This is a genomic window from Chromobacterium indicum (assembly GCF_039708975.1).
In the GTDB taxonomy this organism is placed as follows: Bacteria; Pseudomonadota; Gammaproteobacteria; order Burkholderiales; family Chromobacteriaceae; genus Chromobacterium; species Chromobacterium piscinae.
The window spans coordinates 141,549-162,251 of the sequence record NZ_JAYFSJ010000012.1; the positions used below are offsets into that span (position 1 = coordinate 141,549).

At 68.7% G+C, this 20,703-nt stretch carries 20 protein-coding genes; 13 read left to right on the plus strand and 7 right to left on the minus strand.

Annotated features, from left to right (window positions below; translation table 11 throughout):
• The first annotated feature begins 60 nt into the window (after positions 1-60).
• The 3 genes from VA599_RS17250 to VA599_RS17260 all read left to right on the plus strand — a co-directional run bounded on the left by VA599_RS17250 (position 61) and on the right by VA599_RS17260 (position 1,850).
• Positions 61-483, plus strand: a complete 423-nt coding sequence (locus VA599_RS17250) for a DUF3224 domain-containing protein (RefSeq protein WP_346789727.1) — start codon at positions 61-63, stop codon at positions 481-483.
• A gap of 249 nt (positions 484-732) precedes the next feature.
• Complete coding sequence (locus VA599_RS17255) at positions 733-1,461, plus strand: 2-phosphosulfolactate phosphatase (RefSeq protein WP_158677483.1); 729 nt, start codon at positions 733-735, stop codon at positions 1,459-1,461.
• Positions 1,462-1,496: 35 nt separating this feature from the next.
• On the plus strand, positions 1,497-1,850 hold the full coding sequence (locus tag VA599_RS17260; RefSeq protein ID WP_021477335.1) for a YbjQ family protein: 354 nt from the start codon (positions 1,497-1,499) through the stop codon (positions 1,848-1,850).
• Between the two features lie 58 nt (positions 1,851-1,908).
• On the opposite strand, the gene VA599_RS17265 is transcribed toward VA599_RS17260, so the two are convergent.
• Genes VA599_RS17265 through VA599_RS17285 form a run of 5 tightly spaced genes read right to left on the minus strand, consistent with a single transcriptional unit; the run spans position 1,909 to position 8,945 of the window.
• Entirely contained in the window at positions 1,909-2,817 is a 909-nt protein-coding gene (locus VA599_RS17265; RefSeq protein ID WP_104945986.1) for a GNAT family N-acetyltransferase, read from the minus strand.
• Positions 2,814-4,076, minus strand: a complete 1,263-nt coding sequence (locus VA599_RS17270; RefSeq protein WP_346789729.1) for a phenylacetate--CoA ligase family protein — start codon at positions 4,074-4,076, stop codon at positions 2,814-2,816. The genes VA599_RS17265 and VA599_RS17270 overlap by 4 nt, the downstream gene beginning before the upstream one ends.
• Positions 4,077-4,118: 42 nt before the next feature.
• Complete coding sequence (locus tag VA599_RS17275) at positions 4,119-6,524, minus strand: acyl-CoA reductase (RefSeq protein ID WP_104945988.1); 2,406 nt, start codon at positions 6,522-6,524, stop codon at positions 4,119-4,121.
• A 1-nt stretch (position 6,525) separates the two neighbouring features.
• Positions 6,526-7,656: a LuxE/PaaK family acyltransferase gene (locus tag VA599_RS17280; protein ID WP_346789731.1), complete on the minus strand. Its 1,131-nt coding sequence runs from the start codon at positions 7,654-7,656 to the stop codon at positions 6,526-6,528.
• A 29-nt stretch (positions 7,657-7,685) separates the two neighbouring features.
• On the minus strand, positions 7,686-8,945 hold the full coding sequence (locus VA599_RS17285; protein ID WP_346789733.1) for an MFS transporter: 1,260 nt from the start codon (positions 8,943-8,945) through the stop codon (positions 7,686-7,688).
• Between the two features lie 306 nt (positions 8,946-9,251).
• Here VA599_RS17285 and VA599_RS17290 point away from each other — a divergent pair, with 306 nt between their 5' ends.
• The 3 genes from VA599_RS17290 to VA599_RS17300 are packed head-to-tail and all read left to right on the plus strand — an operon-like array spanning position 9,252 to position 10,842.
• The gene (locus tag VA599_RS17290) at positions 9,252-10,013 is read left to right on the plus strand and encodes a CDP-diacylglycerol diphosphatase (protein ID WP_021475041.1); all 762 of its coding nucleotides are present in this window, start codon (positions 9,252-9,254) and stop codon (positions 10,011-10,013) included.
• Positions 10,010-10,453 (plus strand): NUDIX hydrolase, encoded by a 444-nt coding sequence (locus VA599_RS17295; RefSeq protein WP_346789735.1) that lies wholly within the window; start codon positions 10,010-10,012, stop codon positions 10,451-10,453. The genes VA599_RS17290 and VA599_RS17295 overlap by 4 nt, the downstream gene beginning before the upstream one ends.
• On the plus strand, positions 10,450-10,842 hold the full coding sequence (locus VA599_RS17300; protein WP_011137860.1) for a VOC family protein: 393 nt from the start codon (positions 10,450-10,452) through the stop codon (positions 10,840-10,842). Before VA599_RS17295 ends, VA599_RS17300 begins: the two co-directional genes overlap by 4 nt.
• A 355-nt stretch (positions 10,843-11,197) precedes the next feature.
• Here the strand turns inward: VA599_RS17300 and VA599_RS17305 are convergent, their stop codons facing one another.
• Positions 11,198-11,974 carry a tRNA threonylcarbamoyladenosine dehydratase gene (locus VA599_RS17305; RefSeq protein ID WP_346789737.1) on the minus strand — a complete coding sequence of 259 codons (777 nt, stop codon included), beginning with the start codon at positions 11,972-11,974 and terminating at the stop codon, positions 11,198-11,200.
• A 280-nt stretch (positions 11,975-12,254) separates the two neighbouring features.
• Here VA599_RS17305 and VA599_RS17310 point away from each other — a divergent pair, with 280 nt between their 5' ends.
• Complete coding sequence (locus tag VA599_RS17310; RefSeq protein WP_021475044.1) at positions 12,255-12,479, plus strand: hypothetical protein; 225 nt, start codon at positions 12,255-12,257, stop codon at positions 12,477-12,479.
• Positions 12,480-12,606: 127 nt separating this feature from the next.
• Here the strand turns inward: VA599_RS17310 and VA599_RS17315 are convergent, their stop codons facing one another.
• Positions 12,607-12,942: a darcynin family protein gene (locus VA599_RS17315; RefSeq protein WP_021475045.1), complete on the minus strand. Its 336-nt coding sequence runs from the start codon at positions 12,940-12,942 to the stop codon at positions 12,607-12,609.
• 104 nt (positions 12,943-13,046) lie between these two features.
• Between VA599_RS17315 and VA599_RS17320 the strand changes: the two genes are divergently transcribed.
• The 6 genes from VA599_RS17320 to VA599_RS17345 all read left to right on the plus strand — a co-directional run bounded on the left by VA599_RS17320 (position 13,047) and on the right by VA599_RS17345 (position 20,660).
• Positions 13,047-13,652 (plus strand): TetR/AcrR family transcriptional regulator, encoded by a 606-nt coding sequence (locus VA599_RS17320; RefSeq protein ID WP_346789740.1) that lies wholly within the window; start codon positions 13,047-13,049, stop codon positions 13,650-13,652.
• Positions 13,653-13,664: 12 nt separating this feature from the next.
• On the plus strand, positions 13,665-14,693 hold the full coding sequence (gene ltaE / locus VA599_RS17325; protein WP_346789741.1) for a low-specificity L-threonine aldolase: 1,029 nt from the start codon (positions 13,665-13,667) through the stop codon (positions 14,691-14,693).
• 100 nt (positions 14,694-14,793) lie between these two features.
• The gene (locus VA599_RS17330) at positions 14,794-15,510 is read left to right on the plus strand and encodes a substrate-binding periplasmic protein (protein WP_346789743.1); all 717 of its coding nucleotides are present in this window, start codon (positions 14,794-14,796) and stop codon (positions 15,508-15,510) included.
• 69 nt (positions 15,511-15,579) lie between these two features.
• Entirely contained in the window at positions 15,580-16,353 is a 774-nt protein-coding gene (locus VA599_RS17335; protein WP_346789744.1) for an alpha/beta fold hydrolase, read from the plus strand.
• A gap of 73 nt (positions 16,354-16,426) precedes the next feature.
• Positions 16,427-18,460, plus strand: coding sequence for a prolyl oligopeptidase family serine peptidase (locus tag VA599_RS17340; protein ID WP_346789746.1), 2,034 nt, complete (start codon positions 16,427-16,429; stop codon positions 18,458-18,460).
• A 184-nt stretch (positions 18,461-18,644) separates the two neighbouring features.
• On the plus strand, positions 18,645-20,660 hold the full coding sequence (locus VA599_RS17345; protein ID WP_346789748.1) for a M13 family metallopeptidase: 2,016 nt from the start codon (positions 18,645-18,647) through the stop codon (positions 20,658-20,660).
• The last annotated feature ends 43 nt before the right edge of the window (positions 20,661-20,703 follow it).

The following is a 20,703-nucleotide window of genomic DNA, read 5'->3' on the forward strand; positions in this document are numbered from 1 at the left end:
GCGGCGTTTTTGTTTGCCGGCTGTTATGCTGAATTGTCATCTTCAGAAAGGAGCCTGACCATGAGCGCCCATATTGTCGTCGCGCTGGGCTGCGCGTTCCAGACCCGGCAGTGGCAGGAGCAGAGCCTGCTGCAGACCGAAGGCGCCGGCGAGCTCAAGCGCGCCAGCATCGTCAACGAACTGACCGGCCCGCTGACGGGCGAGGGCCGGCTGGAATACCAGCTGCTGTATCCGATATCGCCGGACGGCGATGTGATCTTCACCGGCTTCGAACGGGTGACCGGGACCTGGGATGGATTGAGCGGCAGCTTCGTGTTGCGTCATGACGGCGTATATTCGCCGACCGCCGGCGCCCGCGCGGCGCTGCAGGTGCTGTCTGGCAGCGGCAGCGGCGATTTTGCCGGACTGTCTGGCGAAGGGCGGCTGGCTGCCCGCGCCGGCGAGCGCTGCGGCGAATATACGCTGATGCTGAAGCGGGGCTGATGGGGCCGGTGTTGGAAATTCATCAGCGCTGACGCCGGCCTTGGCGCTTTTTCCTGTTTTTTCGCCGGTTTTCTTTGAGCTTTCCCGCGTTAATCGTTAATCTTCGGACCTTACTTATAAGAAACAAGGCGTCGTCAGAACGCCTGGGACAAGAGGTCGCGGCCTGGACCGCGACGGTATCGAAGAATCAACGGAAACACCGCCTCCGGCGCAAGCCGCTGGCGGTGTTCCATCTTGATGGGATGTGGGATGCATTACGCGCAACAGGAATATTCCGTGCGTCTGCAGTGGGGCTTGCCGGCGGTTCAGCATCTGAGCGCGCAGGCGGCCCATTGCGTGATCGTCGACGTGCTGTCGTTCGGCACCAGCGTCGACATCGCCTGCGGCAACGGCGCCGAGGTGCTGCCTTACCGCTACAGGACCACAGGCGCCGCCGACTTCGCCAGCGAGCAGCAGGCGATACTGGCCGCCGAGCGCAGCCATCACCAGCCTTCGCTGTCGCCGGCTTCGCTGTGCGGGCTGAGGGCCGGCAGTCGCCTGGTGCTGCCCTCGCAGAACGGCGCGGCGCTGAGCCTGATCAGCGAGTCGGCGAACACCGTCGCCGCCTGTCTGCGCAACGCGGCCGCGGTGGCCGACTATCTTGAAACGATGGGCGGCGACGTTTTGTTGGTGGCCGCCGGAGAGCTGGATGCGGATGGCCGGCTGCGTTTCGCCTATGAAGACTTCATCGGCGCCGGCGCCATCATCCAGCGCTTGCGCCGCGGCAAGTCGCCGGAGGCGCTGGCGGCCGAGGCGGCGTTTGAGCTGGCCCGCCACGACCTGGAGCGCCAGCTGCAATTCACGGCCTCTGGCGCGGAGCTGGCCGCGCGCGGCTTTCAGGACGACATCGTTCTGGCCGCGCAACTGAACATCAGCGCCTGCGTGCCGGTGCTGGACGACGGCGCTTTCCGCGCGGGGCGCGAGCTGGCCGCCGCCTGAGCGGCCGGCGTCTTCAACTTTCCAGGGAGAAATCCATGCTGCCAGCCAAGATGGTCACCACCGCTTTCGAACTGCCCGGCTACCGGGTGAGCGCCAATCTGGGCGTGGTGCGCGGCATCACCGTGCGCTCTCGCTCGCTGGTCGGCAATTTCTTCGGCGGCCTGCAGTCGCTGTTCGGCGGCAACATCACCATCTATACCAGCTTGTGCGAGCGGGCCCGCTCGGAAACCTACGCCGAGATGTGCCAGCACGCGCAGGCGCTGGGCGCCGACGCGGTGATCGGCATGCGCTACGACGCCACCGAGGTGATGACCGGGCTGACCGAGGTGCTGTGCTATGGCACCGCGGTCAAGCTGGAGCCGCTGCCGGGGCGGGAGCAAAACCTCTGATCCCGCGTTGCGTCTCCTTGCCGTGCCTAATGCGCAGCCCGGGCCTGGGCGCCTTGGCTTAAGCGTTCAGCCGGTACAGCTGTTCGGCCTGTTCGTCGCAGAAGCGGATGTCCTGCCCGGACAGGCCGCGCAGCCATAGCAGCTGCCAGCCGCCGGCGGGCGCCGGCAGCAGCCCGCCGAAGCGGAAGCCGGCATCCTGCAGCTGGATCCGCCGCGCCAGCGTTTCCGTTGCGGCCGGCAGCTTCAGATAGATCAGTTGGCCGGCGGGCAGCGCGGCGATTTCGGCCAGCCGCGCCTCGGTCGGCTGTTGCGAGGTCAATTCCAGTCTTTGGCCGTGGCGCGCCAGCGCCAGGCCGGGCAGGGCCGCGCCGGCGGGCGCATGCTCCCCCTCTCCGAATGCCTGGCGCAGCGGCGCCAGCCATGCCTCCCACTCCGCCGGCCAGGCCAGTTGCGGCAATGGCCGAGGCTGCAGCGGCAGGCAGCCGAACACGATGCTTTCCGGCTCCGGCTTGCCGAACGGCGAATCGACGTAATCCAGCAACAGCGCGGTGTTGTGAAAGCCGAGCGCGCCGGCGACGTACTGGCTTTGCGGGTGCGAGCACACCTGCTTGATGGTCAAGAGCGGGATGCCGAGATCGGCGGCCATGGCCCGCAAGTGGCGGCCCAGCAGGCTGGCGATGCCCTGGCCGCGCGCGTCCGGGTGCACCGCGTTCAGCGCCAGCTCCGCCTGGCCCGGCCGGGACGGGTCCAGCCACAGCGTCGCGTGGCCCAGCAGCCGGCCGTCGCGCACCGCCACCGCCGAGCGCCATTGCCCGCTGGCGTTGCGCTGCTGGATCTGGCTGGGCAGGTAGACGTCGGCGTAGACGTAGTGGTCGCCGTAGACGGCGCGGAACAGCGCGCTGATGTCGGCGGCGTCGGTCGGCAGGTAATCGCGCGCCCAGGCGGCGTGGGGATGGCGGGCGCTCATGGGGTCGCCTCCGCCGGCTGGTAGTCGCGCCGGTCCACCACCCGCATCAGCTTGCCGGAGCGGGGATGGGTGCGCATCGCCTCCGGGGTGGTCTGGCGCAGCGCCAGGCTCAGCCGGTCCGCCTGGCACAGCTCGGCGATCGCCGGTTGCTTGGCCAGCAGCGCCTGGCGCATCCGCTCCAGATCCAATGGCGCGCGCGCCGCCAATAGCAGTTCCAGCCGGTCACGGCCGTCCTCGCGCGAGATGTCCAATTGCCAGCCCAGCAGTTCGTGCAGTTCGCCCAGCGCGCGGCCCAGTTCTTCCGGAAACAGCGACAGCGTGCCGACGCGGATGCGGTGGCCGTTGCCGGCCCGGCCCAGCAGCGCGAACTTGCGGTTGGGGCCGGGCGCTTCGCGCCAGCAGGCGAGGTCGCCGCTGGGATAGCGGATCACCGGCATCAGCCGGCGCTGCAGATTGGTCACCAGCAGCAGGCCGCGCCGGCCGGGTTCCTCTATCGGCTCGCCGCTGTCCTCGTCGACGATCTCGACGACGCTGTCTTCATCGAATACCAGGTGTTCGCCATGCGCGCAGTCCGGGTCGGCGTAGCCGATCAGGCCGGCGTCGACGCTGGCGCAGCCGACCGACCCGATCCGGGCCAGCGGGAACACCTGCTTCAGCAAGGCGATCTGTTCGCCGAACAGGCTTTCGCCGCCGTACAGCACGGTCTCCACCTCGGGCAGCGCCCGCGATTGTTCTTCCAGATGGTGGGCGAAGCGCAGCAGCTGGGCCGGCACGCCGGCCAGCACGTTGATGAGGTGGCTGCGGATCGCGCCGGCGAGCGCGTCGTTGTCGACATTGCAGGTGAACGGGTATTCCAGCACCGGCGCCGGCGAATGCGACAACGCGCCGTGGATGAACAGCAAGCTGGTGTAGAGGTCGCCGGCGAAGAACAGATTGGCGACGCGGTCGCCGGGTCGCAGTTGGCGGGCGAGGCCGGCGCCGAAGGCGGCGACGAAGGCTTGCCATTCCTCGCGGCTGAACACCGACAGCTTGCCGTCGCCGGTGGAGCCGCCGGTCTTGAACACGTGGCCGTCGACCGGGGCGGCGGTGAGCGCCGGCCAGCGCGACAGGTCCTGCGAGTCCCACCAGTAGACGGCGGGGTCGACCGGCGGGAGGTCGGACAGCCGCCAGCCTTCGGCGGGCAGGCCGTGGTAAAGCGCGTTGTAGTGCGGCGAATGGTTGCGGGCGTGTTCGACCAGCGATATCAGTTTCGGATTCATGATTATGTGTGTACATGCCGGCGCCGCGGCGCCGGCCGGGTTTCATCGTCTAAGGTCAAGCACCAGCGGGGTTTTTCCGCTGTGCGGATGGCGGCGGAATTCGGCGGCCGGGGTGGCGGCCACGTCCAGCTGCAGCAAGCCGCCGCCGACCACTTCGTTCAGCATCGGCTCTTCCAGCAGCCGGGCGCGTACCGCCCATGGATCGCCGTCGGCCAGCAGCCGGATGCGGTCGCCGCCGCTGTCGGCGTTGTCGACCAGCCATTGCATCGGCAGGCCGATCTTTTCTGTCAGCGCGGCCGGGTTGACGAAGATGGTGCCCACCCGCAGCAGCGCGCCGTGGCGGCCGGTCAGGCGGAAGCGCGGCGCGGCCAGGCCGCAGGCGCAGCCTCCGTCCAGCCACTGGCCCAGGTCGCCCAGGTCGTAGCGTTCCACCCGCTGCGCTTCGCGCTCGCGGGAGGTGAACACCAGGCGGCCGGATGCGCCGGCGGCGGCCGGCTGGTCGCTGTCGGTGTCCAGCACTTCCAGCCACTGGGTTTCGGCCAGCAGATGGAACTCGCCGTCGGCGCAGTGCGGGCAGGCGTGCCCCAGCGGGCCGGCGTCCACCGAGCCGTACATCGCCGAGCGGATCAGCTCCACGCCGAAGCTGCCGATGTAGGCGCGCTGGCCGTCGCTGATGTGCTCGCCGCCGCAGAACACCTTGCGCACGCCGCCGTAGCGGCGCAGCAGCTTGTTCTCGCATTCGAACAGCCGGTGCAGCGTGCCCGGCATGCCGATCAGGGTGTTGATATTCTGCTCGACGATGAAGTGGGCGATCTCGCTGAAGTCGTCGTCGGACGGGCCGCCCATCGGATATTGGGCGACGCCCATGTGGTCGAGGATGGTGAAGAAGCTGAGCATGCCGCCGTACAGTTTGCCGCCGTACAGCAGATTCATCGCGCGGTCGGTGGCCGGGTTCAGGCCGGCGGCCAAGAGGCCGTCGGCGGCGGCGCGCATCTGGCGGTGGTAGTCGCGGTAGCTGAAGCCGGCCAGCTTGGGCGCGCCGCTGCTGCCGCCGCTGCGGAAGAACAGCTGGGCCTTGCCGTTGGCGGGCTGGCTCTGGAAGGCGGCCTTGTCCATCACCGGCAGCGCGGCCAGGCCCTCGGGCTCGGCCGGCGGCGCGTCCAGGTGGGCGTGGCCGGGCAGCGCGGCGGCGTCCAGACTCACCGATACCCGGCGCGACAGCCGCTGCAGCGCATAGACGCCGTCGTGGGGTTCGCCGTGGTAGCCGTCGTGCATGCGGCCGGCCGGGGCGACGCGGCTGACGCCGGCGGCCAACAGCGCGCGGCTCAGCTCCGGCAGCCGGACGGCGGGCGCGATCAGGCCGCAGCTTTGCAGATGGGTGCGCCAGGGGCGCAGGATGCGGGCCAGCGCGGCGCGCGGAGCCGGCCTCAGCTCCACGGTGCGGAACAGCGGCGACGGCGCCAGCTCCTGGCTCATGTTCCAGGCCAGCCGCCAGCCCTGGCCGGACAGCACCTGGCCCTGATCGTCGGCGAAGGCCTGGTCCAGCTTGTGGAAAGCCATCCGGGCGCTGATTTCGGCCGCCTCCTGCAGGTCCGGCGTCAGCGCCGGCCACAGCGGCGCGCGGCGGGCGAGCGCGGCGGCCAGCCGGCGCGCCATGTCGTGGATCGCGGACGGATCGTCGCTGTCCACCAGCAGCGCCTGCGGGCTGGAGCAGGCTTGCTGATCGAAGCGGCAGATGTCGTCGGCCAGCGCGTCCAGCGCCTCGTCCGCGGCGGCGGCGGGGTCGAGATAGGCGAAGCTGACGCGATGGCCCCAGTCTATCCAGCGGCAGCCGGCGGGCAGCTGCGCGCGGATCGCGGACAAGGCGGCGTCGCCGCCCCAGGCCGATACGCCGTCGGCGTCGGCCATCAAGCGCGGCAGCGCCTCGCTCGGCGCCGGCAGCACGGCGACGCGGGCGGCCAGCCGGCCGCTGGCGTCGTGGCGCAGCAGCTCGGCCAGCAGCCGGGCGCTGAGGCCCTGGTCGCTGGAGCTGGGGCGCAGCCAGTTGACGTTGCCGGCCAGCAGGCCTTCCAGTGCCGCCATGAAGGGCAGCAGCGCGGCGTTGGACGGCGTCACGTGCAGCACCAGTCCCAGCGGCCGCCAGGCTTCGAAGCGCGGCTCCCGGTAGTCGGGCCGGCGCAGCGAGAACGGCCGCTCGCCCAGCTCGCGCTCCAGCTTGGCCTGCAGCGCCTCGCGGCGGCAGAAGGCGGCCAGTTGCGCGCGGCCGGCCTCGTCCAGCAGCGGGTGGCGTTCGGCGCCGGCCAGCGCGTCGGCGAAGCGCTCGGCGCAGGACAGCACGGCGTCGACTTCCGGCTCCGCGGCCAGCGCGTCGGGCAGGCTGCCGCGCAGCGCGGCCAATGCGGCGTCGAGCTCGATGTCGGCGCGCAATTCTCCATCAATCAGATACATGTCAGGACTCCTTGATCAGTTCGGACGCGGCCATCGCGCAGCTGCGGCTCTTGCTGGTGCCGGCGCGGCCCAAGAGTTCGAACCAGTCGGTGGCCAGGCCGCAGCCGCAGCTTTCGGCCGGATGCAGCACGGCGAGATCGCTCAGCAGCATGCTGTGCGCCGGGCTGGAGGTGATGTAAGGCGAAACCAGGTGCAGGAAGCCGGCCTCGCCGTACGGCAGCCGCGCCAGCGTCGCGGTGTCTCGCGCCCAGGCGCGGGCCCAGCTGGGCGCGTGGAAGCGGTGATTCGGGCACTCGACGTAGGGCACAGGGTGCTCGACCGAGCCGTAGCCGTCGCGGCAGCGCTCGTCCGGCAGGCCCAGCTGCTCGCCCAGCCGGCGGTAGAGCTCGGCCTTCGATATCGCCTTGTCGGCATGGGTTTTCCAGCCGCCGCCGAGGAAGACCAGCGATTCCGGGTGCAGGGAAAGCGGCGGCAGGCCCATGTCGCGCATCCGCTCCAGCGTGAACCACAGGAAGGCGGGAAAGCCGAGGATGCGCACCGGCAGGCCTTCCGCGGCGAATTCCTGCAGCGCGCGCACCGCGCCGAAGGGATCGAACTCGTTGCCCTTGCCGTTGTGGCGCAAGGCGTAGACGGCGCGGTTCACCGGCGCGTACTTGCACAGGAACTGGTCGGTGTAGGCGGTGCCCAGGGTGATGGCGCCGGCCGGCTCGTAGCTGAGCAGCAGGTAGTTGCACGGCTGCTGCGGGGTGTTCCAGCCGTAGTGGTCGAAGATGCGGTCCACCATGCGCTGGGCGGCGCCGATGCTGCGCTCGTCGTAGCGCATCCGGCTTTTCTGGCCGGTGGTGCCAGAGGAGGTCAGCTCCAGCGCGTCCTCGCCGGTCTTGCTCAGCAGCAGCTTGCGCTTGAAGTAGTTGGCGAAGATGGGCGGCAGCTGCGACCAGTCGGACAGGCCGGCCAGCCGTTCCGGCGTGAAGCCGTTCTGCTCCAGCCAGCGGCGGTAGCCGGGGCTGTGCTCGCAGTGGTAATCGACCAGTTCGCGCATCGCGGCGTCGAACAGGCGGTCGCATTCGGCGTCGGCGCGGTAGGGTTGTTCGAGCGCGCACAGCGCCTCGACATGGGAAAGCGTGGTCATGGCGGTTCCAGTGATGAAGAAAGCGGGCGTCAGGCGGCGACGGGTTCGGGCTGCGGGCGGCGCAGCAGCAGCCACAAGGGCGGCAAGGCCAGCAGCGAGGCCAGGCTGACCCCGGCGGCGAAGCGGGCCGGGCTGTCGCCGGCATCCAGCAGCGCCAGGACGGCGCTGCCGCCGCCCAGCATCGCGGTGGACAGCATGCCCAGCATCGCGGCGACGCTGCCCTTGGCGTTGTCGCTGCTGTACAGCGTCAGCCGGTACAGCGTGGCGTTGCCCAGGCCCAGGCCGAAGGCGTAGACCGCCAGGCAGGCGACCAGCGCCGGCAGCGACGGCGACAGCGGCGCGGCGAGGCCGGTCAGCAGCAGGCCGCCGGCCATCGGCCACAGCGCCAGCCGCAGCAGGCGGGACAACTCCATCCGGCCGGCCAGCCGGTTCAGCAGCAGGTTGCCGGCGATCACCGCGCCGAACACCGGCAGCTGCCACAGGCCGTATTCCAGGCCGCTGTAGCCGAGATGGCGGATCAGCAGCAGCGGCGACAGGCCGATCCAGGCGATCAGCGGCATGGTCAACAGGCCCAGCGCCAGGCTGCCGCAGACGAAGTCGCGGTGCTTCAGCAGCGCCAGGTAATTGGCCAGCGCCACGCCCAGGCGCAGCGGCACCGGCTGCTGCGCCGGACCGTCGCGCCGCGGCGCGCCCAGCGTTTCCGGCATCCAGCGCCACAGGCCCAGCGCCACCAGCGCGGTGGCCGCGGCAAGCGCGGCGAACAGCTGGCGCCAGGACATGACTTCCAGCAGCAGGCTGCCCAGCAGCGGGCCGGCCAGCGGCGACAGCAGCGCGATATTGGCCAGCAGCGCCATCAGCCGCACCGCGTCGCGCTCGGTGAAGGTTTCCTGCAGCGCCGGGTAGCTGACCACCACGATGAAGCCCAGCGCGATGCCCTGGACGAAGCGCAGCAGGTTGAACCAGGCGATGTGCTGGCTGCCGGAGGCGGCCAGGCAGGCGAGCGCGAAGATCAGCGTGCCGGCCAGCAGCGTCGGGCGGCGGCCGAAGCGGTCGGACAGCGGGCCGATCAGCCACTGGAAGGCGATGCCGCCCAGCAGGAAGGCGTTCAGCGCGGTAGGCACGTGGCGGCTGTCGGCGGAAAGATCGGCGGTGACGCGCAGCATGGCCGGCATCACCATGTCGCTGGCCAGATAGGTCAGCAGTTCGAAAGCGGTGAGCAGCAGACAGAACAGCAGCGCCTGGCGGCGGGAAATGTTGTGAAGCAGCGGACGGAATGATTCTTCTGGCATGATTGTTGCAGTTTTCGCAGAATGTCTATGTATGGCTGGGCGCCGGATTCGCTCCGGCATGGAGGGCGCACAGAGTAGGTCAAGTAATCAGATGGAATCCCTGTCCTTTGGGATGGATTTTTTGTTTTGTGCTGTTTTTTGGTGTTTTTGAGAAATATCAGGTCGCCAATTTGTATCTGTTTGGAATCAATTTCGTTGATTTGGCAACAGCATTGGCATGAGTTTTTGCTCCAGTCCGGATTCGGATAGGATGCGGCGATGGACGGCGGCGGCTGCCGCGCTTGATCCCCCACCCATGGAGTCGCAATGAAAAGAAGAATCCTGGCCGGCGTTGGCCTGGCCGGCTTGCTGGCCGCGGGCGCGTCTTTCTACGCGCTGGCGGACAGCGACGCTCTGTGGCGCATCGTCGGCGAGCAGTGCGTGCCGGCCCAGCAGGCGCAGGGCCAGCCCGGCCCCTGCGCCGAAGTGGCGCTGCAGCGGGGCGTGGCGGTGCTGAAAGACCGCAACGGGCCGCTGCAATACCTGTTGATCCCCACCGACAAGGTGAGCGGCATCGAAAGCCTGCAGCTGCTGGGCGACGGCACGCCAGCTTATTGGCGCTCGGCCTGGCAGGCGCGGCGCTATCTGGACGCGCGGCGCGGCCAGCCGCTGCCCAAGCTGGCGCTGTCCCTGACCGTCAATTCCCAGTACGGCCGCAGCCAGAACCAGCTGCACATCCACATCTCCTGCACCGATTCCGTCGTGAGGCAGCAGATCGACGACCTGGCCGACGGCCTGGGCTACCGCTGGCGGCAGTTGCCGGTGGAGTTGAAGGGGCACGCTTACTGGGCGCGGCGGGTGGACGCCGACCAGAACGGCGACCCCAGGGACGATCCCTTCCGCCTGCTGGCCAACGAGCTGCCGGGCGCGCGAGCCGAGATGGGCCGCTACGGCATGGCGATGCTGCCGGCGCGCTTCGGCGACGGCGAAGGCTTCGTGCTGCTGGCCACCCGGGCCGACCTGTTCGACATCAACCGCGGTTCGGCCGAAGAGCTGCAGGACCACGCTTGCCGGATTCTGCAGCCATGAGCGCGAACAAGGTTTGTCCGTTGCTGCAGCGGGACGACGGCGCGCTGCTCTGGTTCCGCCATCCGAAAGCGGGCTGCCAACTGGTCAAGGGAACGGTGGAGCCGGGCGAGACATCGGCGCAGGCGGCGCTGCGCGAACTGGCCGAGGAGGCCGGCGTCGCCAAGGCCCGCATCGGGCGCGACTTGGGCGAGTGGGCGTCCGGCTATCAGGCTCAGGTCTGGTCGTTCCAGCTTTGCGTCGCGGAGTCTGCCTTGCCGGAAACCTGGAGCCATTTCTGCCTGGACGACGGCGGGCTGCTGCTGGAGTTTTTCTGGCATCCGCTTGAGCGCGAGGCGCCGGAAGGCAGCCACCCGCTGTATCATCGCGCCCTGGCCGAGGCGCGGAGCAGGCTGGCGGATGTCCCGCCGGCGGCGGCGCCTGGCTGCGGAGAAAGAACATGAAGCAGAGTTTGGCGCTGGTGTCGCTGGTGGTGGCCGATTACGACGAGGCCATCGATTTCTTTGTTGGCAAGCTGGGTTTCGAGCTGACCGAGGACAGCTACCAGGCCGAGCAGGACAAGCGCTGGGTGGTGGTGACGCCGCCGGGCTCGGCGGCCGGCCTGTTGCTGGCCCGGGCCAGCGACGATGTCCAGCGCGCGGCCATCGGCAATCAGGCCGGCGGCCGGGTGTGGCTGTTCCTGAACACCGATGATTTCTGGCGCGATTACGAGCGCTACCGCGCGGCCGGCGTCGAGTTCACCCGCCCGCCGCTGGAGCAGGATTACGGCACGGTGGCGGTGTTCCGCGACCTGTGCGGCAATCAGTGGGATCTGATTCAGCGCAAGGGCTGAAGTTGCGTGCTTTTCGCTAGGTCCCAAGCATGGGGGCTGGTTTATTAGGCTGATGTGTCCGCTGCGCGGACGATGTTTCAGGTGGCGGTTCCGCCCGCCAGACGGGCCAGGGGCTGTGCGGCCAGCCCCTTGGCGATCCCAGGCCGCCCCTGCAGCCCGCGAAACCCCGGCAAGAAAGCATCTGGCCAGGCGCCGCCGAAACTAGCCGCGCGCTAGCGTCGCGCGGCGTCGAACATATCGGCGGCTTAAAACCTGGCCAGACGCTTTTTTGCCGGCGCGTCCTGAAGGGGAAATGGGTGCGTTGCTAGCGGTCTGCGTGGAATGGAAGACTCAGAAACCGCTACTCGGGCTTGGCTTATTTTTTGGCCTTGGCCAGATCGGTCAGCACCCGCGACGCGGCGAACAGGCCGAAGCTGGCCGTCACCACCATGCCGGCGCCGAAACCGGCGCAGGATAAACCTTGAGGCCCGCGCGCCTCTCCGGTGTCGCAGGCCTGGGCCTGCGGGTAGACCAGCTGCTCGGTGGAGTAGACGCAGGGCACGCCCATCTTTTTGCCGTCGCGGACGAAGCCGTGGTGGCGGCGCAGGTTGTAGCGCAGTTTGGACAATAGAGGATCTTGCGTCACCTCGGACAGGTCGGCCAGCTTGATCTTGCTCGGGTCCATTTGGCCGCCGGCGCCGCCGGAGACGATGAAGCGCTGGCGCTTCCTGGCGCACCAGGCTGCCATCGCCGTCTTCACTTTCAGGCTGTCGATGCAGTCGACGATGTAGTCGAAACCCTGGCCCAGCATTTCGTCCATATTCTCTTCGGTGACGAAGTCTTCTATCTCCGTCACCTCGCAGGCCGGGTTGATGGCCTTGACCCGCTCGGCCAGCGCCGTCACCTTGGCCATGCCGTACAGCGGGTCCAGCGCCGGCAACTGGCGGTTGGTGTTGGACTCGGCGACGTTGTCTAGGTCGATCAGAGTCAGGCGGCCGATCGCGCTGCGAGCCAGCGCTTCCACCACCCAGGAGCCGACGCCGCCTACGCCCACCACGCAGACGTGGGCGCGGCCGAAGCGCGCGAGCGCGTCGTCGCCATACAGGCGGGCAATGCCGCCGAAGCGGCGGTCGAGATCGGCGGAGTGGTCCATCGGGATAACCTGTTGCGCAAAAACGGCCAAGGATAACCAAGCCGAGGGCGGGGTGCCAGTCCGGGCGCGGTCTGGCGGCGGCGGCGGCGTTCCGGGTGTGGCGTTTCTGGCTCCGCGTGAAGATTTTTTTACAATCCAACTGCTTGATAGATTGGAACCTTTTTCCGGTTGCCCTATCTTCTCCTATACGCGCCGGTTTCGCCGGCCGCGTTCCGAGACCGGCACGAATTGCCGTCGGCAGTTCCTCTGCCGGTCGACTCTCAGTTCTAGGGAGAATCCGATGAAGCAGCAAAGGTTCGACATCGATCTGGATAAGCATTACAACGCCACCGTGGTCATCGCCTGCGAGGAGTGCGGGCGGGAAACCCGCCAACATCTGAAGGCCTTGTTACCCGACCATGCGCTGCGCTGCAGTTGCGGCGCCGACATCACGATGGCCACGCCGGACATCCAGAAGGCGGAGCGTCAAGCCGACGCGATCCGACAATCGTACCGAATCCACTGAACCGCCTAGACTGACAATCCGTTGAATGCAAGACGCCGGCCTTCCGCGCCGGCCTTATCAGGCCAAGCCTGAATCTCCGATGCATGTCCGATGACGGCGGCCCCAGCGGCCGCCGTCGGCATTCGGCCTATTGCGCCAGCTGGGCGTCGTAGTCGCGGAAACCGTTCTCCACCGCCGGAATGATGTCGACGAACTCGAAATAGGGTTCGGTCATCAGCGGGCTGTCGCGCAGCGCGTCGATCAGATAGTAGAAAGCCTGCACCGATTCGGTCTCGAACATCGCCACGTCGCTGCAGCGGGCGGTGAAGGCTTCGGCGTCGAACCAGCGCATGCGCACCTCGGGATAGCGGGCGTAGATCGGCTTCAGAGTGTCGTCCTCGAAGCGGCGGCGCTCCGGCCGGCTCAGCCGCAGCCAGTTGGGGTGGACGCGCATCAGCGCGAAGAAAGTCAGAGTCTTGGACATGGCGATATTCCCGTGTGAATGGAAAGAGAGGGCGGGCCGGCTCCGCGCCAGCCGCTAATGTAAGCGCGCTTGCGACGCCGGAAAACTCGTGTTTAGCTAAGCCCATGACCGCCATTCCGCAGCCGCGCAAACAGCCGCGCCAGGCCCGTTCCCGCCACGCCGTCGCCGCCATTCTGGAGGCGGCGGCTCGCATTCTGGCCGGCGACGGCTACGCCTCCTTCAACACCAACCGCGTCGCCGAGCTGTCCGGCGTCGGCATCGGCTCGCTGTACCAGTACTTCCCCAACAAGCAGGCCTTGCTGGCCGCGCTGCACCGCCGGCACGGCGAGGAGACGCTGGCGGCGCTGGACGACGCGCTGGCGCGCAGCGCCGGCCGGCCGCCGCGGGAGCAACTGGCGGCGATGGTGGCCGCGGCGCTGGATCTGCACCGGCGCGAGCTGGGCCTGCACCGGGTGCTGGAGCGCGAATGGCCGATCTACGACGAGCCGCCGGCCAGCAATCCCATCGACGCCGCGCTGCATGCGCGGATCGCGGCCTGGCTGGCCGACGCCGGCGGCGACCCCGCCCGGGCCGGGCTGCTGCTGCGGATGGCCGACAGCCTGGTGCACGGCCTGCTGCTGGACGCCGATCCGCAGGCCGAGGGGCTGGATGAAGCGATCACCGACGCGCTGGCGGGCTATCTGGCCCTGCCGGCCTATCACCACACTTGAGGAGAAACGCAGATGCAGTGGATAGACTTTCGCAGCGATACCGTCACCCACCCGACGCCGGCGATGCGCCGCGCGATGGCCGAGGCCGAGGTCGGCGACGACGTTTACGGCGACGACCCCACCGTGCTGCGGCTGGAGGAACTGGCCGCCGACAAGCTGGGCAAGGAGGCGGCGCTGCTCGTCCCCAGCGGCACCTTCGGCAACCAGCTGGCGTTGTTCACCCACTGTCGCCGCGGCGACGAGGTGATCGTCGAGGACAACAGCCACATCGTCTGGCACGAGGCCGGCGCGGCGGCGGTGATCGCCGGCGCCCATCTGCGCACCATTGAGGGCGACAACGGCCTGATGGCGGTGGACGCGATCGAGCGCCGCATCCGCGTCGGCGACGACATCCACGAGCCGCGCACCGGCCTGATCTGCTTGGAGAACGCCCACGGCAACGGCCGCGTGCTGCCGCTGTCGGCGATGGCGGACACCGCGGCGCTGGCGCGCGCGCATGGCGTGCCCGTCCACCTGGACGGCGCGCGGGTGTTCAACGCCGCCGCGCATCTGGGCTGCGACGTCCGCGAGATCACCCGCCATGTCGACAGCGTGATGGCCTGCCTGTCCAAGGGCCTGGCCGCGCCGATCGGCTCCATTCTGGCCGGCCCCGCCGATTTCATCGCCCAGGCGCGCCGCAAGCGCAAGCTGCTGGGCGGCGGCCTGCGCCAAGCTGGCGTGATCGCCGCGCCCGGCATCCTGGCGCTGACCGAAATGGCGGCGCGGCTGGACGAGGACCACCAGAATGCCCGCTACCTGGCCGAGGGCCTGGCCAAGCTGCCGTGCGTGGATATCGATCCGGCCGACGTCCACATCAACCTGGTGTGGTTCCGCTTCAACGCCGACATCGACGCCGCCGAGCTGATGTCGGCGCTGAAGCAGGCCGGTTTCCTGGCCAACCCGCCGCATCAGGGCGCGATGCGGCTGGTCACCCACTGGCAGGTGGGCCGCGCCGACATCGACCGCCTGCTGGACGTGATGCAGCGCGTGCTCAGCGACTGAGCGTCTGCCGGCCGCTTCCCGGGCGCGAGGCTCGCAAAAGGATCGAGAACCGGCCCGGGGGCCTATAACCAGTAGATGGGAACCGATGGGAGCAGGCCGGATGCGGCTACGCTTGCAGCTCGGCGCGCTGCTGGCGACCATTCTCCTGTTTCCGACGCCGGGACGGGCCGATGGCCTGGCGCAGGTGCGCATCTACACCGACGACGATCCGCCCTACGTGATGGTGGGCCCGGGCGGACAAGTGATGGGCGGCACCACGGTGGAGAAGGTGACGCGGGTGATGCGCAAGCTGGGCCTGCCTTTCAGCGCGCTGCAGGCGGCGCCGTGGGCTCGCGCCTACCAGGAGGCGAAGAGCCGGCCCTACGCGATGGTGTTTCCCATCGCCAGGACTCGGGAGCGGGAAAAATACCTGGACTTCACTTTCAAGATTCTCGATACCGACATCTATTTTTACCGGCTGGCCGCGCGCAGCGACATCCAGCCGCGCACGCTGGACGAGGCGCGCAAATACAGCATCTGCGTGGTGCTGAACGACTATCGCCACGAGTTTCTGGAGGAGCAGGGCTTTGTCAGGCTGGAGGTGTCGCCGGACTCCACGCTCAATGTCAGGAAGCTGGCGGCCGGCCGTTGCGACCTGTTGCCGTCCACCGAGAGCGGCATCGCCGGCAAGCTGAAGGCGCTGGGCCTGGACCGCGCGCTGGTGGCGCGCGGCATCCGGCTGGACAAGCTGGACAGCGGCTTGTACGCCGCGTTCAACAAGGACACGCCGCCCGAGGTGATCGCCCGGTTCCGGGCAGCGGCAGCAGAGTTGCCGTGAGCGCCTGCCGGCTGGAAGGCGCTGGCGTGCCGCTTCAGACATCGTGAACCGCTGCCAAGGGAGAACGCCATGCGCTATCGACTGCTGCCGCCGCTGCTGTGCTGCCTGTTGGCCCTGCCCGCCTGGGCCGAGCGGCTGGTGGAGATTCCAACCCGTCCCGGCGTCGCGCTGCGTTTCCTGTTGTTGGAGCCGCCGGGGCCTGCGCGCGCCAACCTGATCCTGCTCGCTGGCGGCGAAGGCCTGCTCAAACTGTCGGCCGAGGGCGAGCTGGGCGCGGGCAAGGGCAATTTCCTGGTGCGCTCCCGCCAGGGCTGGGCCGACATGGGTTTCCGCGTCGCGGTGGCGGACGCGCCGTCCGACATGCCGCGCGGCCTGTTGGGCGATTTCCGCGAGAGCCCGGCGCACGCGGCGGACATCGCCGCGGTGGCCGATTACCTGCGCCAGGGCGCGGCGCTGCCGGTATGGCTGGCCGGCACCAGCCGCGGCACTACCTCCGCCGCCGCGGTGGCGTTGAACCGGCCGGACGCGGCGGACGGCCTGCTGCTGACCTCCAGCATAGACAGCGGCCGCGGCAGCCTGGCCGGCCTGCCTCTGGAGCGGCTGGCCATCCCGGTGTTGATGATCCAGCACCGCCGCGACGAATGCCGCGCCAGCCGGCCCGGCAATCTGGGGCCGGTGGTGGAGCGGCTGCGCGCCGACGCGCCGCGCGAGCTGATGCTGCTGGACGGCGGCAAGAGCGAGGGCGATCCGTGCCAGCCCTGGGCCTGGCACGGCTACAACGGCATCGAGGCGCGGGCGCTGGGCCTGGCCGGCGCGTGGATGCTGGCGCACGGCCGCCATTGAGCGGGCGCTATGGCGGTTGGGGCGCGCCGGTGCTACCCTCGCCGCCATCCCTGGATTTTCTATCGCCGACATCATGACGCCATCCCACGACCCCCACGCCTGGCTGGAAAGCCTGGATTCCGACCAAGCCGCCGATTGGGTGGCCGCGCAGAACGCCCGCACCGAGGGCGTGCTGGACGCCGATCCGCGCTTCGCTGGACTGAAGGCCGACATCCTCGCCCACCTGCGCGACACGCGGCAGATTCCCTATTTCGCCGAGCACGCCGGCTGGCTGTACAACTTCCACCAGGACGAAGCCCATCCGCGCGGCCTCTACCGCAGAACCACCCTGGACGCCTATCGCGCCGGCAGCCAGGACTGGCAGGCGGTGCTGGACATCGACGCGTTGGCCGACGCCGACGAGCGCGACTGGTATCTGGACGGCGTGTCGCACTGCACGGTCCGGCCCGAGCGGGCTTTGGTGCATCTGACTGACGGCGGCGGCGACGCCACCGTGGCGCGGGAATACGACATCGAGGCGCGGCGCTGGGTCGAGGACGGTTTCAGCTTTCCGGAAGGCAAGAACCACATCGCCTGGCGCGATCCGGACAGCGCCTTCGTCTGCCCCGGCTGGAAGGGCGCGCCGCTGACCCGTTCCGGCTACCCGCGCGAGGTGTGGCTGGTGGAGAGGGGCGCGGACGGCCAGCACGGCTGGACCCAGCTGTTCGCCGCGCCGGAAGACGCGATGATGACCGCCGCCTGGCGCTTCCTCGACAGCGACGGCAGCGCCGTCGACCTGATCGAGGCCTCCGACGGCTTCTACCGCAAAACCTACCATCTGCTGGACGGCGGCCTGGAGGCGCACGCGCTGCCCTTGCCGGCCAAGGCCGAGATCGAGGCCTATATCGGCGGCGACTTCATCGTCAAGCTGGCCGAGGACTGGTTCTGGCGCGGCGAGACTTATGTCAGCGGCAGCCTGCTGGCGGTGAGCCTGCCCGGCCTGATCGGCGACGGCCCGGCGCCGGAGCTGTTGCAGGCGCCTGAGCCGCGGCTGGCGGTGGCGGCGGTGGAAACCACCCGCGGCCGGCTGCTGGTCAATCTGCTCGACAACGTCAAGAGCCGCATGCTGTGCTTCGCCAAGCAAGACGGCGTGTGGACGCCGCAGCCGCTGGACCTGCCGACGGACGGCGTGATCGAGATCGCCGACCAGCCGTGGCAGAGCGACGTGCTCTACTACAGCTACAGCGATTTCCTGACGCCGAGCGGCCTGTACCGGCTGGATCTGGCCAGCGGCGAGCGCGAATGCCTGCGCCGCCAGCCGGAAGCTTTCGATCCCGCGCCCTATGTCGCCGAGCAATGGCAGGCGACGGCGCCCGACGGCGAGCAAATCCCGTACTTCGTGGTGCGTCGCCGCGACGCGCCCTTTGACGGCACGACGCCGACGCTGCTGTACGGCTACGGCGGTTTCGAGGTGCCGATGCTGCCTTACTACATCGAGAATTTCGGCCCGCACTGGCTGGCCAGGGGCGGCGCCTTCGTGCTGGCCTGCATCCGCGGCGGCGGCGAGTTCGGCCCGCACTGGCACCAGGCGGCGCAGGGGCCGAAGCGCCAGGTCAGCTTCGACGACTTCATCGCGGTGGCGGAAGACCTGATCGCCCGCAAGCTGGCCTCGCCGGCCAAGCTGGCGATAGAGGGCGGCAGCAACGGCGGCCTGCTGGTCGGCGCGGCGATGGCGCAGCGCCCCGAGCTGTTCCGGGCGGTGGTGTGCGAGGTGCCGCTGCTGGACATGCTGCGCTACACCCAGTTGCTGGCCGGCGCCAGCTGGATAGACGAATACGGCGATCCGGACGACGAGGCCGAGCGCGCCGCGCTGGCCGCTTATTCGCCGTATCACAATCTGCGCGCCGACGCGCGCTACCCGCTGGCCTTGTTCACCACCAGCGCCAGCGACGACCGCGTCCATCCCGGCCATGCCCGCAAGATGGCGGCGCGGCTGCTGGAGCTGGGCCACGACGCGCTGTTCTACGAGACCGACGGCGGCGGCCACGCCGGCAATGCCGGCCAGGAGGACACCGCCGCCGAGCTGGCGCGGGTGCTGGTGTATCTGTACCAGCGCTTGTGCGATTGAGGCGGAAGATGTGACAGCAAGGGGCGCGAGAGCGCCCTTTTTCATTGCGGCTTGCCTCTCCGGGCCGGTTTGTTGAGCGATGATGTCGTTTGCATTTTGCCGATTGCCGCCGCGGGGAGCGCGGGCGTACCATCGTTCGAGGCCGGATCATGTCCGGCCGTTTCAGAACGATAAGAGGAAAACCATGCAAGGGAAGAAATTGCTGCCGCTGGCCATGCTGTTGAGCCTGCAGGCGGCTTGGGCCGGGGGGCTGGACTACGGCGCGTACGGCATAGATTTTCAGGGAATGGACCGCGCGGTGCGGCCGCAGGACAATATCGCGCTGCATGCCAACGGCGGCTGGATGAAGCGCGCGCGGATTCCGGCCGACCGTTCGTCGACCGGCGTATCCGAGTTGCTGTACGACCGCAACCAGCAGCGGGTGCGGGAATTGATCGAGCATGCCGATCCGGCGGCTTCGGCCGACTCGCGCAAGATCGCCGATCTCTATCGCAGCTTTCTCGATGAACAGACCATTGCCCGTCGCGGCCTGGCGCCGCTGAAATCCAAGCTGGCCGCCATCGCCGCGCTGGACAGCGCCGACGCCGTCATCGCCTACATGGGCCGGCTGCAGGACCAGCCGGAAGACACGCCGTTCCGCTTCTACGTGGCGCAGGACAACAAGAACTCCGCGGCCTACCTGGCCGGCGTCGGCCAGTCCGGCCTGGCGATGGACCGCGACTATTATCTGCTCCAATCCGCCGATTTCGCCGCGGCGCGCAAGGCCTACCGCGCCTATCTGGCCAGGCTGCTGACGCTGGCCGGCGAAAAGGACGCCCTGCCGCGCGCCGCCGCGGTGCTGGAGCTGGAAACGCGGCTGGCCAAGGCGCAGTGGAGCAATGTCGACAACCGCGACGCGCAGAAGACCTACAACAAGACCGGCGCGGCCGAGTTGGCCAAGCGTCTGCCCGGCTACGATTGGCCGGCGCTGCTGAAAGACGCGCAGCTGGCCGCCGCGGCGGACCTCAATCTGGACCAGCCCAGCTATCTGGAACAGCTGCCGGGCCTGCTGCGCGCGACGCCGCTGCCGGCGCTGCGCGACTATCTGACGCTGCGCGCGCTGGACGCCTACGCGCCCTACCTGGACAAGCCGTGGGTAGCGGCCCGCTTCGCCTTTTACGGCAAGGCGCTGGACGGCCGCAGCGCCGACCGGCCGCGCTGGAAGAAGGCGGTGACGCTGGTGGACGAGGGCATGGGCGAGGCGGTGGGCAAGCTGTATGTGGCCAAGTACTTCACGCCGGAGGCCAAACGCCAGGCCGACGAATTGGTGCGCAATCTGCTGGCGGCCTACGACCGCAGCGTGGACACGCTGGACTGGATGAGCGCGGAAACCAAGCGCGAGGCGCACCTGAAGCTGTCCAAGTACACGCTGAAGATAGGCTACCCTGACAAGTGGCGCGACTACGCCAGCCTGGAGATCCGCCCGGATGACCTGATCGGCAACGCCGAGCGCGTCGCGGCGTTCAATTACCGCCGCCAGGCCAGGCATCTGGGACAGCCGGTGGACCGGACCGAATGGGGCATGGCGCCGCAGACGGTCAACGCCTATTACAACCCGGCCAACAACGAGATCGTGTTCCCGGCCGCCATCCTGCAGGCGCCGTACTTTGATACCGCCTTCGATCCCGCGGTCAACTACGGCAGCATCGGCGCCACCATCGGCCACGAAATCAGCCATGGCTTCGACGATCAGGGCCATTTGTTCGACGGCGACGGCAATATGCGCAACTGGTGGACGCCAGCCGACGAGGCGCACTTCAAGGAGGCGACCGCCAAACTGGTCAAGCAGTACGGCGGCTACGAGCCGGTGAAGGGACACAAGGTCAACAGCGAGCTGACGCTGGGCGAGAACATCGCCGACAACGCCGGCCTGGAGATCGCCTACAAGGCGTACAAGATCGCGCTGGGCGGCAAGGAAGCGCCGGTGCGCGACGGCCTCACCGGCGACCAGCGTTTCTTCATCGCCTTCGCCCAGTCCTGGCGCAGCAAGAGCCGCGACGCGGCCACGCTGCAGCAGATGGTGTCCGATCCGCACACGCCTGACCAGTGGCGCGCCTTCGGCACTGTCCGCAATCTGGAGCCGTTCTACCAGGCCTTCGGCGTCAAGCCGGGGGACAAGATGTATTTGCCGCCGGCGCAGCGCTTCCATTTGTGGTGGTAAAAAAAGCCGGGCTCTTTCGGGAGCCCGGCTGTGTGGAACGAAG